The sequence below is a fragment of the Enterococcus crotali genome (assembly GCF_000633635.1).
GTDB lineage: Bacteria > Bacillota > Bacilli > Lactobacillales > Enterococcaceae > Enterococcus_L > Enterococcus_L crotali.
This window is the reverse complement of the sequence record NZ_AYPQ01000001.1, coordinates 958430-971493: the sequence shown is the minus strand read 5'-3', so window position 1 is coordinate 971493 and position 13064 is coordinate 958430. Positions and strand designations below refer to the sequence as shown.

At 35.8% G+C, this 13064-nt stretch carries 9 protein-coding genes, 1 other RNA gene and 4 pseudogenes; 13 read left to right on the top strand and 1 reads right to left on the bottom strand.

All coding sequences use genetic code 11. The features are described 5' to 3' along the window. Positions 1-206: 206 nt before the first annotated feature. From V192_RS22805 to ssrA, 11 genes and pseudogenes are all read left to right on the top strand, one after another. Positions 207-983, top strand: coding sequence for a helix-turn-helix domain-containing protein (locus V192_RS22805; protein ID WP_025869155.1), 777 nt, complete (start codon positions 207-209; stop codon positions 981-983). Positions 984-1547: 564 nt separating this feature from the next. Further along, positions 1548-2573 (top strand): putrescine carbamoyltransferase, encoded by a 1026-nt coding sequence (ptcA, locus tag V192_RS0104595; RefSeq protein ID WP_025869154.1) that lies wholly within the window; start codon positions 1548-1550, stop codon positions 2571-2573. 91 nt (positions 2574-2664) lie between these two features. Then, positions 2665-4071 (top strand): APC family permease, encoded by a 1407-nt coding sequence (locus V192_RS0104590; protein ID WP_025869153.1) that lies wholly within the window; start codon positions 2665-2667, stop codon positions 4069-4071. Continuing rightward, positions 4058-5148: pseudogene (aguA, locus tag V192_RS19300) on the top strand (agmatine deiminase). The gene V192_RS0104590 and the pseudogene aguA (V192_RS19300) overlap by 14 nt, the downstream one beginning before the upstream one ends. A gap of 10 nt (positions 5149-5158) precedes the next feature. After that, positions 5159-6097: a carbamate kinase gene (gene arcC / locus V192_RS0104580; RefSeq protein WP_025869152.1), complete on the top strand. Its 939-nt coding sequence runs from the start codon at positions 5159-5161 to the stop codon at positions 6095-6097. A 118-nt stretch (positions 6098-6215) separates the two neighbouring features. After that, positions 6216-7312 (top strand): annotated as a pseudogene (aguA, locus tag V192_RS0104570) (agmatine deiminase). Positions 7313-7323: 11 nt separating this feature from the next. Next, positions 7324-8121, top strand: a complete 798-nt coding sequence (locus V192_RS0104565) for a MurR/RpiR family transcriptional regulator (RefSeq protein WP_025869151.1) — start codon at positions 7324-7326, stop codon at positions 8119-8121. A gap of 619 nt (positions 8122-8740) precedes the next feature. Next, complete coding sequence (locus tag V192_RS0104560; RefSeq protein ID WP_025869150.1) at positions 8741-9220, top strand: GAF domain-containing protein; 480 nt, start codon at positions 8741-8743, stop codon at positions 9218-9220. Positions 9221-9286: 66 nt separating this feature from the next. Then, a complete protein-coding gene (locus tag V192_RS0104555) occupies positions 9287-9718 on the top strand; it encodes a VOC family protein (protein ID WP_025869149.1) in 432 nt (143 codons plus the stop codon). Between the two features lie 175 nt (positions 9719-9893). Further along, positions 9894-10217: a DMT family transporter gene (locus tag V192_RS0104550; protein WP_025869148.1), complete on the top strand. Its 324-nt coding sequence runs from the start codon at positions 9894-9896 to the stop codon at positions 10215-10217. A gap of 136 nt (positions 10218-10353) precedes the next feature. After that, positions 10354-10720: a transfer-messenger RNA gene (ssrA, locus tag V192_RS21120) on the top strand. Positions 10721-10963: 243 nt separating this feature from the next. On the opposite strand, the pseudogene V192_RS19295 reads toward ssrA, so the two are convergent. Then, positions 10964-11829 (bottom strand): annotated as a pseudogene (locus V192_RS19295) (LysR family transcriptional regulator). A gap of 124 nt (positions 11830-11953) precedes the next feature. Between V192_RS19295 and V192_RS0104540 the strand changes: the two are divergent. Beyond that, a complete protein-coding gene (locus V192_RS0104540) occupies positions 11954-12526 on the top strand; it encodes a DapH/DapD/GlmU-related protein (RefSeq protein ID WP_025869147.1) in 573 nt (190 codons plus the stop codon). A gap of 71 nt (positions 12527-12597) precedes the next feature. Continuing rightward, positions 12598-12681 (top strand): annotated as a pseudogene (locus V192_RS21680) (oxidoreductase); the annotation flags it as partial. Positions 12682-13064: the final 383 nt, after the last annotated feature.

Genomic DNA, 13064 nt, shown 5'->3' with positions numbered 1-13064 from the left:
TTGAATAGAATAACAACAAAAACACAGCTAGAGTAGTTGTGTTTTTGTTGTTATCAATGAGTAAGAGAAATAGTTGTGTCTATTTCAAAAAGCTTGTTAAATCAAGGATGCAATAGTTTATTGCATCCCTTTTTTTCCGTTTGCAAGTAATACTTTCTGGTACAATGATATAAAGATGGTTAATTTAGATTTAGAAGGAGGAAAATATGAATATTGGGGAACAATTAAAGTCACGAAGAAAAGAATTGGAAATGACTCAAGAGGAAGTTGCGAAACAACTATTTATTTCAAGACAAGCCATTTCAAATTGGGAAACAGGGAAAAGCTATCCTGATATCGAAAATATTATTATATTGAGTGATATTTATGAAATATCTTTGGATAACTTATTGAAAGGAGATAAGAAGGTAATGATAGAATTAAAGAAAAAAACCGTTTATCAGTATGTAAATCTGACTTTAGCTATTTTAAGTGTAATAAGTATTGGTGTTTGTCTGTTAGTAGATCTGTTAATTACTGGTCATTTATCATGGTCATTAATTGTAACGAGTAGTTTGATCTATGCAATAGCAATAGGAATTACCTTGTATAAATCTATGGGAGGTAAATTAATAAAAGCCTTTTTTACGGCTAGTTTATTATTGATTCCCTTGTTAGCCAGTATCCAATATTCACTGTATCTCTCGCAAATCAACCAGACAAAATGGTTAATGAATTTAGGGATTCCATTGGCACTGCTTTGGCTGATAATAATTTGGCTGGTCATTGCTGTCACATATATCTTTAAACTAAATCTTTTTTTATTTTTTTCATTATTAGGTTTTGCTTCGATGTTTGGCAGTTACTTGACAGGCTTATTTACAGGGCTTTACACGAATATAAATGATTATTTTGATTATTTTTTATCAAATGGCTTAGCTTCGCTAATTGTAGGACTAATTTGTCTGGTGATGGGGGTAAATTATTCTAAACGAGCAAGTTAAAACAAACAGCAATTTTTTGATGGTATCTAATTAAAGAGAATGGGACAGAAGTGTTTAATCCCGAGAAATAAGAAGGAATTCACGAAAATTGCCAAGAATCACAGTGATTTTACGAACTGATGATGATTGGTACCTACTTGGTGCTCTTCAAATTTTTTGTGACCAAGTATGTACTGTGCAACAATGTTTATCTGCGACGAGCCTTTGGTGAGAAAGCATCAACACGTTCTTCGCTGTGTTTTACAGCAATTTCAGCTTATTTCCGAATTAGCACTTAGAATTTGATGTGATCGAAGCGAAGTGTAGTGATTGCTTCTGCTCCCTCCGTATATCCGGATTACACGTGAGTGGGATATGACTCGAAGAGTTATGTTCCACTCATTTTTGCATAAAGGCCTGTAACCTGTTACGTAAAATGGAACAAAATACAAGCTGCTTTTCTCCTTATCAAGAGCGTGGAAACCGCTTTAAAAAGTGTAACAATCGAGGTATCCTTAGTGTGTCAAAAGGAAAACTCGAGGAATCCGACAATAAAAAACTAAAAATGGATTGGTGGAAGCAATGATGAGAAAAAGAGACTTTGTTGATACAAATGATTTTACGAAAGCAGAAATCGATTTTATGATCCAACTAGCTTTAAAATTAAAAGAATCAATTAAAAATGGTTACTATCCGCCGCTCTTAAAAAATAAAACATTAGGAATGATTTTTGAACAATCGTCAACTCGCACTAGAGTATCTTTTGAAACAGCAATGACACAACTTGGCGGCCATGCACAATATTTAGCGCCGGGACAAATTCAATTGGGCGGTCACGAATCTTTAGGAGATACAGCTCGCGTGTTATCACGTTTAGTAGATATCTTAATGGCTCGTGTTGAACGTCATCAAACCATTGTCGATCTGGCAAAAGATGCAACGATCCCAGTTATCAATGGTATGAGTGATTATAACCATCCTACACAAGAATTAGGCGATATCATTACAATGACAGAACATTTGCCAGCAGGGAAAAAACTTAGTGATTGTAAAATCGTCTTTGTAGGAGATGCCACTCAAGTCTGTGTTTCTACAATGTTTATGGCAACAAAAATGGGAATGGATTTTGTTCAATTCGGACCAAAAGGCTTCCAAATCAAAGAAGAAACATTGGCGATCGGTCGTAAAAATGCTGAGCTTTCTGGCGGCAGTGTTTTGATCACAGAAGATCCAGAAGAAGCAATGAGAGACGCCGATTTTATTTATACAGATGTTTGGTATGGCTTATATGAAGCTGAATTATCAGAAGAAGAACGGATGGCGACCTTCTATCCAAAATATCAAGTAAATCAAGGCTTGATCGATAGAGCGGCACCTCATGTTAAATTCTTACATTGTTTACCTGCAACAAGAGGGGAAGAAGTGACAGACGAAGTATTAGATGCTCCTTACTCTATCGTTTTAGATGAAGCTGAAAATCGTTTAACGGCAATGCGTTCATTATTAGTTTACTTTATGAATCCGTATCTAGATTATGCTAGTGAAGCAGTTGGCGAACAGTATAATGCTGAATTTGAATTGATGTTGAGAAATGCTGTAGTTGCTAAGTGAATTTAGAGAAATGATGGAAACGAAGTGGAGTCGATCATAAAATCTTTTCTACTTCTATTTCCATTTCTTTAATGAAAGGTGCGTACAAAACATGAAAGAAAAAAAGAAATTTCGGTTGTTTGACGCAGTTCTAATGGCAGTTGTTGTCATACTTGTTGTTGAATCTGCTGCTCCTGCCGCTGCAATTGGTTCATCACAATTTTTCTGGTGGGGTATTTTACTTATTTTATTTTTCCTGCCCTATGGGTTGATTTCCGCTGAACTAGGGACCACGTATACAGGAGACGGTGGCATCTATGATTGGGTCAAAATGGCTTTTGGCCGTCGTTGGGGAGCACGAGTCGCTTGGTTTTATTGGATAAATTTTCCAATTTGGATGGCAAGCTTGGCTGTTCTTTTTACGGAAGTGATGACACAGATCTTTGGTTTGGAGCTGGGAACACCAGCATTAGTGATTGGTCAATTAGTCTTTATTTGGGCAGTGACATTCATTAGCTGTTATCCTGTTAGTGATAGTAAATGGATTTTAAACCTTGCAGCTTTTGCAAAAGTAGCGATCATGGTTTGCCTAGGTGTATTAGGAATCTATCATGCGGTGACCAAAGGGATGGCCAATGATTTTTCTGGAAAAGCACTATTACCAACGTTTGATCTAGAAAGTTTAAGTTTTATCTCAGTTATTTTGTTTAACTTCTTGGGCTTTGAAGTGGTTACAACGTTAGCGAGTGATATGGAAAATCCTAAAAAACAAATTCCGCAGGCAATTATCTTCGGAGGTATTTTGATCGCATTCTTCTACCTATTTGCTGCATTTGGAATGGGAGCAGCTGTCCCAGCAGATCAATTATCAACGTCAGGTGGGCTGATCGATAGCTTTATTTTACTAGTCGGTGGAATCAATCCGTTTGTGATCATTATTGGGTTATTGTTTATGTATACATTAGCGGCGAATCTAATTTCTTGGGCACTAGGCGTAAACTATGTTGCTTTTTATGCTGCCAAAAATCATGATATGCCAAAAGTATTCGCCAAAGAAAATCCTAAAAATGAAATGCCAGTCGGTGCTTCCATTGTAAATGGAATAGTTGCCTCAGTGTTAGTAGTGGCAGCACCGTTTATTCCAAATGAAAATATCTTTTGGGCGTTCTTTGCCTTGAATGTGGTGGCATTATTGCTTTCCTATATCATGATGTTTCCAGCTTTTTTGAAATTACGTAAAATCGATCCAAATAAAGAAAGACCATTCAAAGTGCCGGGAGGACCTGTTTTATTAAAAATTATTGCTTATATTCCATTAGCATTGTTAGCTATTACTTTATTTTTCTCGATTGTTCCGTTATCTAGTACAGAGTTTACGGAAAAAATACCGATTTTGATCGGAACTCTGGCTGCAACGATCATTGGAGAAATTTGTATTCGCTTAGGGGATAAAGAGTATGCTAAAAAAGAAGCAGAAAAAAATCAAGAGAAGGAGAGTTTAAAACATGAAAACAATTGATAGTTCACCGAAAAAAGACGGTTTCCGCATGCCTGGGGAATTTGAAGCGCATCGGGGCGTATATATTTTATGGCCAGAACGTCCAGATAATTGGCGTAACGGTGGCAAACCTGCGCAGAAAACATTTGTAGATGTGGCTGCTGCAATCAGTGAGTTTGAACCAGTGACTGTGGGTGTCTCTGCTGAACAATATGATAATGCCCGTCATATGTTGCCAGAAGATATTCGTGTTGTTGAAATTGCTAACGATGATGCTTGGGTTCGAGATTGTGGACCAACTTTTGTGAAGAATGATGAAGGAGACATTCGTGGTGTGGATTGGACCTTCAATTCATGGGGAGGCTTAGTCGATGGTCTTTATTTCCCTTGGGATAAGGATGACCAAGTAGCACAAAAAATTTGTGAAGTAGAGTGGCTCGATCGATATCGTTTAAATGATTTTGTCTTAGAAGGTGGTTCTATTCATGTAGATGGTGAAGGAACGTTGATCACAACAGAAGAATGTCTACTATCAGAAGGTAGAAATTCGCAGCTTTCAAAAGAACAAATAGAACAAGTTCTAAAAGAATACTTGTCACTAGAAAAAATCATTTGGTTAAAGCGTGGTATTTATTTAGATGAAACTAATGGTCATGTAGATAATATTGTGAATTTTACCAAACCAGGAGAAGTTGTATTAGCTTGGACAGATGACAAAGGTGATCCACAATATGAAATTTCAAAAGAATGTTTGGATATTTTAGAAAACGAAACAGATGCCAAGGGCCGCAAACTAGTTGTTCATAAATTATATGTACCTAAACCGATTTTAATTACAGAAGAAGAAAGTTTAGGCGTTGATGCAGTAGCAGGAACATTGCTAGAGAAAAAGGAGATCGTTTGGCTGCTAGTTATGCAAATTATTACACGGCAAATGGCGGGATCGTTTTACCTTTATTCGATGATCCAAATGATGAAAAAGCCATTGCGTTATTACAAAAATTATATCCTGATAGAAAAATTGTTGGCGTGCCTGCTAGAGAAATTCTTTTAGGCGGTGGGAATATCCATTGTATTACCCAACAAGTACCAAAGTGAGGTGAAATAAGTGAAAAAACGTATCGTAGTGGCTCTTGGAGGAAATGCCATTTTAACTACAGATCCTAGTGCCAAAGGGCAGCAACAAGCATTAGTACAAACGGCTTATTATTTAGCTGATTTTATTGAAGCAGGCCATGAATTGATCATCACACATGGCAATGGGCCACAGGTTGGGAACTTATTATTACAACAGCAAGTAGGTGCAACAGAAAAAAATCCAGCAATGCCTGTTGACACCGCTGTTGCAATGACTCAAGGTAGTATTGGCTATTGGTTGGAGAACGCTTTAGTTGATGAATTGAAAAAAAGAAATATTTCAAAAAATGTAGCAACTCTTTTGACCCAAGTGGTTGTCAGTGAAACAGATCCAGCATTTCAAACACCAAGTAAACCCATCGGTCCTTTTTTAAGTCAGGACGAAATGGAGAGAGAAAAAAAACAAACATCTGCAACGTATATAGAAGATGCTGGTCGCGGTTATCGTAAAGTCGTTCCTTCACCAAAACCGATCGATATCGTTGAATATCCAGTTATTCAGCAACTGGTCGAAAATAGTATTGTAACAATTGCAGGCGGAGGAGGAGGAATTCCAGTTATTTTGAAAGATGATACGTATCATGGAATAGAAGCTGTGATTGATAAAGATTTCGCTTCTGAAAAAATTGCCGCTTTAATTCAAGCAGATATGTTAGTGATTTTAACAGGTGTGGATCATGTCAGCATCAATTTTAATCAACCAAATCAATCTGATCTAACGAAAGTCACGGTTGCTGATATGGAGAAGTATATGGAAGAAAATCAGTTTGCACCAGGCAGTATGTTGCCTAAAGTACAAGCGGCAATAACATTTATTAAAGAAAATACCAATGGCAAAGCCGTGATCACCTCCTTAGAAAATATCAAAAATTTGTTAACTGAAGAAACCGGTACAATTATAACGAGTTAGTTTTATTAGAAGAGTAGAGGCAAAAACTAGTTTCTGCTCTTTTTTTCTGATATATTAAAAATATATCGCTTACATATAAAAATGCTAGTAACGGATAAGGTAAAGGAGACAAGCTCGTATGAAATTAACAATTAGCAATCCTAAAATGGATGGTTTTTTGTACCTGGAGAATTTGAGCCGCATGAAGAAACCTATATGATCTGGCCAGAACGAGCTGACAATTGGCGTAATGGCGCTAAACCTGCTCAAGCAGCTTACGCTGAAGTAGCCCAAACGATTGCGATGTTTGAACCAGTAACGATGTTGGTTTCAGCTAAGCAATATAAAAATGCCCGGCAAATACTTCCAGAATCGATCCGAGTGATGGAAATGAGTAATAATGATGCTTGGATCAAAGATTATGGACCAATATATGTAACAAATAAAACTGGTGAAGTTCGTGGAGTAGATTGGCGTTTTAATGCATGGGGCGGCTTGTTAGATGGACTATATTTTCCATGGGATCAAGATGATTTGATCGCTGAAAAATTATGCGAGTTTAATAGGATGGACTACTATTCTTTAGAAAAATTTATTTTAGAAGGTTGTTCGATTCATTTTGATGGTGATGGAACATTATATACGACAGAAGAAGTTTTACTTTCAGAAGGTAGAAATGGTAAACTTTCAAAAGAGGAAATCGAAGAAGTGCTGAAGGTTTACTGTAATGTAGAAAAAATCATATGGCTGAAACAAGGCTTCTTTTTAGATGAAACAAACGGAGACATCGACAATATGATCAATATTGTTCGTCCTGGTGAGATCGTACTGACATGGACCAATGATCCTAATGATCCTCAATATGAAATCTCAAACGCTGCATATGAACAGCTGAAAAAGGAAACAGATGCCAAAGGCCGTAAATTGATTATTCATAAGATGCTGATGCCTGAACCGATGTATATCACAACAGAAGAAAGCCAAGGCGTGGACCCAGTTAATGGAATGCTGCCGCGGTTTCCAGGAGATCGACTGACTGCGACTTACGTTAGCTATTACACAGCGAATGGAGGCATCATTTATCCTTTATTTAACGATAAAAATGATCATGCTGCAAAAGTATTGTTAGAAAAAATATACCCAAACCGCAAAATTATTGGTGTTTCTGCCCGTGAAATTCTGCTGGGTGGCGGAAATATTCATTGTATTGCTCAAAGTATTCCTAAAAACAGCTAGGAGGGAAGAAAATGGACTTTTTTGAAGTAGTGAACCCTCACGTTTCAGAATTAACGAAAAATGAGCACCTACTGTTTGACTATGTTGTGAAAAACCTAAATGAAATTAAAAATAAAAGTATTCGTGAAGTAGCGGATGATTGTTTTGTATCCACAACGACCTTTCTTCGATTTGTTAGAAAAATTGGTTTTTCAGGATATAGTGAATTTACAACAGTCATCAAATATACGCTTTTAAATCAAAAAAAAGAGGAAAAAGTCAGCCCTTTTGTTGTTTCTCAAAAAGATTACCGAGAAGAGTATCTTAAAAATATTAATGAATCTGTTCGGGTGATCGATAAAAATAGTTTAGTCAAGGTTGGGGAATACTTAAAGGAAAAACCTATAATTTATCTATTTGCTAAAGGGATGAATAAGCAACTAATGCAGTACGTGAAGTACTTATTTGTTGCTGCAGGATTTTTAGTGGTTTTTCCTGAAGATCAATCAATGCGCGCGGTCGTACAAAAGCAAATAAAGACTGAAGACATGGTGTTGATTTTGACCTATCAAGGAAAAGATGAAGAATGGATTCAATTGATCCAGCGTTTAAAGAATACAACACATCCCTTACTTGTTTCAATCACAGGTGCAGATAATAATGTAGTTCAAAATATGAGTGATATTAATTTTTATGTATTTACAGATGAGCTCTTTTTAAATAAAATGGAAATTACTTCTCATATTTCAATGTTGGCAATTATGGAATTGATTTTATATCAATATTTAGATAACGCCGAAGAAGGGGAATATCATTTGGTGTTTAAATAAATCAACGTGTCACTCTTTGTGAGTAAAGTATCAATTATATAACAAAAAAAGTTGTCTTGAACATGTTTAGTTCAGGACAACTTTGTTGTTATAGTTTGCCATAGTCATGTTGATGTTTTGGCATGTGCTTAAAAAGCGAATACGCAGCAAGGGTAAGGGCTGATAAGGTTGCACCTGTAACTAAAAATTTTGTCATGAAACATCTGTCCTTTCTTGGTTAATGATTGTATGATCAAGTGCAAAAATTGCACGTACGTGGACGGTAGGATTCGAACCTACACCTCATCAGGTCGAGAATAAACATCCGTTAGTCCTCAAAGAGTTTTAACACCACGTTCATCCACAAAATATATTGGTTGTTTACTATGATTAAACTATAACCTTAATAGATTAAATCAAACATAAAAAAGCTTGAAGAAAGTATGAATTCGTTTGAACTTGTTATGAAGAGTATGAATATCTTTCCTAATAAAAAAACAAAGTATTGACAAAATAATAGGCTAGCGATCTTTCTTTTTATGTGAAAGTTTGAAAAATAGTTTAAAGAAAAGATATGCTATAATAAAAAAAGCCAACTAAATTAACTATTTTTAACTACAGAAAAGAGTGTGACGAAACAATGTGGAATACTAAAGAAGAAAAGTCAGCAGCTTACCAGCTTCTAATACAGCAACAAGCAGCAATTATTGAAATCGAACATGATAAAATTGCCAATCTTGCCAATTCGTCTGCATTATTAGCGGATGCATTACCAAATACAGTTTTTGCCGGCTATTACTTGTTTGATGGGGAAGAATTAGTTCTAGGTCCATTTCAAGGAAAGGTTTCTTGTACTCGAATCAAGATGGGAAAAGGCGTTTGTGGTGAATCGGCTGAAACACGTAAGACATTGATCGTCGATGATGTGAAAAATCATCAAAATTATATCTCTTGTGATTCAGCAGCTCATTCAGAAATTGTCGTGCCAATGGTCAAAGAGGGAAAATTACTTGGTGTTTTAGATTTGGATAGTTCAGTAACTAATGGCTATGATGAGATGGATCAAAAATATTTAGAAAACTTTGTCGCAACCTTGTTGATAGATACAGACTTTGATTAAAATATGAGCGTTCCTTTCGCTTAATCTATTTTGTCATGAGATAATTATTGAAAATAGCTTGAGAGGATGACGAACATGTTAGAAGTCTATCTGAATTTTAAAAACGAAGCGGCGGCTGCAATTGCTTTCTATGAGTCTGTGTTCGAGGTGAAAAATGAAGGGATCATGACTTTTGCGGATGCGCCAAAAGATCCTGAACACCCAACACCTGAGGCTTGGAAAGATTTGGTAATCAATGCATCCATGACAATTGAAGGTGTTCCTGTTATGTTTTCTGATGTGCCAGATGGAATGGGTTTAACATTTACTCAAGGAAATAATGTATCTTTAGTGATAAGCACGGAAGATGAAGCGAAAATCGATCGAATTTTCAATCGATTGGCTGAAGAGGGAAAAGTAACAATGCCGCTGGGAGAAACATTCTGGTCGAAAAAATATGGGATGGTCGTTGATAAATTTGGCATCAATTGGATGTTGAATTATTATGTTGAACCTTGATTTGGAAAGAAATGAATAAAATAGAAGAAAACGCATCAATGGATTTTGAATCACTAAATCTGTTGATGTTTTTTTATCTAAAACTTGCTGTTAATTAGTTTAAAAAATCTAGGTTTCTTTTAGCTAGAATTTTGCTATAATGATTTAGGTGTTATAAGAGGAGGGAACGAGTTTGATAGGGTATATCTATCTTTTTATTGCCATAATAAGTGAAGTTATTGCAACAAATTTATTAAAAGCAACTGACGGATTCACTAAGCTATTACCATCGGTGGAATGTCTGATTGCATATGTTGTCTGTTTTTATAGTTTGTCTAAGGCGATCAAATATATGCCGTTAAATGTAGCGTATGCTTTGTGGGGAGCGGTTGGAATTATCTTGATCACGATTTTTTCAGTGGTTTACTGGAAAGAACAGATCAATACGCCAACAGTGATCGGTATTGGTTTTATTGTGATCGGTACAGTTTTAGTCAATACTTTTGGAACAGGTCATTGATTTTTGATCTGAAAACTGTTTTAAAAAGTGTTATCTAGTTACAAACAAAAGGGAAGTAATCAGCTCTTAAACCTTTAAAATTCAAGATAAATATGTTATACTAACAAAAGCGTATATTATGCTATTTAATCTTAACGGGGACGTTACGGATTCGACAGGCATAGTTGAGCTTGAATCGCGTTTCGTAGGTTACGTCTACGTAAAAACGTTACAGTTAAATATAACTGCTAAAAACACAAACAATACTTTCGCTCTAGCTGCGTAAAAACAGCGGGTGAAGATCCTCCCGGCATCGCCATGTGCTCGGGTAAGGGTCTCAAATTAAGTGGGATACACTACATTTTTCCGTCTGTAAAATGTAGAAGAGATCATCAGACTAGCGAGAGTTTGGGCCTGTTATGCGGCATGAACTTCAGCGAAGCCTTAAAATAGTATGACTATGAGCGTAGAAGTTTAAGTGGCAATGTGTTTGGACGCGGGTTCGACTCCCGCCGTCTCCATACTTTTTATGGAGACAGACAGTAGAAACGGTGATGTACAGAGGTTTGTACAGCGTTTCTACTGTCTATTTTTTTGCATTGAGTACCATCGTTACAATTCTACGAAATTTACAAACAAAGGGGTAGTTGGTCTTCCCTTTGATATATACATTCAATAGAGTCTAAATAATTTTAACTATACTGTTTTAAATCTACACCGCCCCAATGTAAATCAATACCGTTTTTTCTGAGAAAACAACAAAGAAACTAAACCAACTTCAGTAAGCGTAAAAACTCCTTTGATGCACTTGAAAAGCTCTTGTCTTTTTTCCAAACAATGTTGATATTTGCGGTTAATGGTGGAAAAAAAGGAACGAAGGTTAGGTTTGTGTTAGACGTATTTACAATTCCGTCAATACAAAGAACGCTCGCAACGCCTTTTTTTGCCAACAACGACGCATTATAAAGCAGGTTATATGTGCCAACAACATTCAGGTGCTCTATATTTCCTCCAAACCATTCAGACAGCTGATTATCAACGAATGATTGATTTGAAATAAGTAAAGGCGTATGTTGAATATCTTCTGGCTGCACTGTTTGTTGACTAGCTAAAGGATGTGAGGTATTGACTAAAATTCCCCAAGAATCAATTAAAGGCAGTCGAATATATTCGTATTTTTGTTTTTCTACTGGATCTATAACGAGCCCAAAATCTACAAGACCCTTATCAATTTTTTCCAATACATCATCCGCATTACCACTATAGAGGTGTAGATTAACTTCTGGATAATGATCTCTTAGCTCGTGCAAAATACGCCCAACAAACTCGAAGCTTGTGTTTCTCCACCGCCAATCGTTATTTCTCCACTGATTACTTCATTTTTGCCGAGATTTGTTGTCGTTGATTCAACCAAAGATAGAATTTCTTTCCCTCTATTCATTAAATAGATACCATCTTCGGTTAATGTGATGGATCGATTTCCTCTAGTAAATAAGGTCACACCAAGTTCGTCTTCTAATTCTTTTAATTGCTTTGAAAGGGTTGGCTGAGACAGATGCAGGACTTCAGCTGCTTTACTAATTGTTTTTTCTCTTGCGACTGCTAAAAAATACGTTAATACACGAAGCTCCATTTAATCGTCCTTCCTATAACTAAAAAGAATAGTTATCTATGTTTTATTGGTATTAGTTAAGTATAACGGATTCGTATATACTTTGGATAGTGAAAATTTAATGGATATGTCAGGAGGAAAATAAATGGAAAACATGGATTTACAGCAGAAAATTGTAGGAAAAGAGATAGTAAAAGATTCACCCTTGTTTAAGGAAATCTATTTAGTAAAGCAGAATAACGAGCAATTAATAATGATGATGAATGCACAGTATTATCCTAATGAAAAGGTCTTAGAGCATCTAGAGAAAATTACTGGGCAAAAAATTGATTCATCTGTGAAAATTTCCCAACCTTTTTATAGTGATTTCGGTAAGCATATTATCTTTGGCAAAGATATTTTTATTAATCAAAATGTGACTTTTGTTGATTTGGGTGGTATTACGATCGAAGATCAAGTATTGATTGGTCCAGGATCTAGATTAATTACAGTAAATCATTTGATTTCTCCTAAAAATCGGCGCGGAATCAAGGTAGAGCCGATCTGTATTAAGAAGAACGCATGGCTTGGGGCAAATGTGACTGTTTTACCTGGAATCACAATTGGAAAAAATTCGATTGTTGCGGCAGACTCAACGGTGACAAAAGATGTTCCTGATAATGTGGTCGTAGTGGGTAGTCCAGCCAGAGTGATTCGAAAAATCGAAGAAGATGAATAGGCAAAATAACGGAAGTAGTTCAATTAGAGTTGCATATTTAAGTTCTAAAGAGAACAATGACAATTAAAGATAAAATTGTTGTTTATGCAATCGATCAACCAGAAGATGTGAATGTTAATGAATTTACTGTAGGCCCAACTAGTCAACCTTGGTGATTTACAGTTTGGGTTAAATAAAAAGTTAAAAAGAACCCCAGTATTATAAAACTTCTATTCTATTTTCTTATCGCAATAGAATTAATGCTTTTCTGACAAGTATATATATTTTTGAAGACTAGCTATTCACAAATCCGACTTATATTATTGAAGCCCTAAAATAAAGTTACTTTAGGAGATCAATCCAAGCACATGATAAATTTGCTATACAACAAAAATCATAACAACAGCCAGTACGATCACGCCTAAGATTAATAAAAAGCAACCTATCAAAAACATTCGTTTCTGGTACAATAAAGATAGGATAATGAACTTTTAAGAAGTGGGTCTTAGCTATTAAAAATATAGGCCAGTATTTCTACTCTGCTACAGCAATATTGTTA